Source organism: Alcanivorax sp. HI0044, assembly GCF_001634945.1.
Map to the genome: position 1 here is coordinate 1 of NZ_LWEZ01001065.1, position 587 is coordinate 587.

A 587-nucleotide genomic window follows, 5' to 3' on the forward strand; every position below is an offset into this window, starting at 1 on the left:
ACCTCGGTCCTCCTTGAGGGGATGGCGGCTTCGCCGCGAGGTAGGGAGAGGAGTTCACCGTATCTTAAACCAAACAAAAAACCCCCGTCACTTTCGTGGCGGGGGTNTTTTGTTTGGTTTAAGAGCCTGACGATGACCTACTCTCACATGGGGAAGCCCCACACTACCATCGGCGATATGTCGTTTCACTTCTGAGTTCGGCATGGGATCAGGTGGTTCCAACATTCTATGGTCGTCAGGCAAACTGGTTTGGTTGTCCTGAATAATCAGGATGACCAAATAGGTTGCCTTACCGGTGTTCTCTACCGAAGTAGAACTGCTTGCTCACCGGCAAAGCCAAATTGGGTAACGAGAAGTTTGCTATTCAACTGCAAGGTTAGTATCTCTCACACCGTATCTTTGCGTTACCTGGCTTGATGTGCCGAGTAACTGCTTTGGTGTTATATAGTCAAGCCTCACGGGCAATTAGTACTGGTTAGCTTCACGCCTTACAACGCTTCCACACCCAGCCTATCAACGTTGTGGTCTTCAACGGCCCTTCAGGGGAATCAAGTTCCCAGGGAGATCTCATCTTGAGGGAGGCTTCC

General features: G+C 50.3%; 2 rRNA genes. Both read right to left on the bottom strand.

The features are described from left to right. Window positions 1-124: 124 nt before the first annotated feature. Window positions 125-240, bottom strand: a 5S ribosomal RNA gene (gene rrf / locus A3730_RS12785). Window positions 241-444: 204 nt separating this feature from the next. Beyond that, window positions 445-587: ribosomal RNA gene (locus A3730_RS12790) — 23S ribosomal RNA — on the bottom strand; the annotation flags it as partial.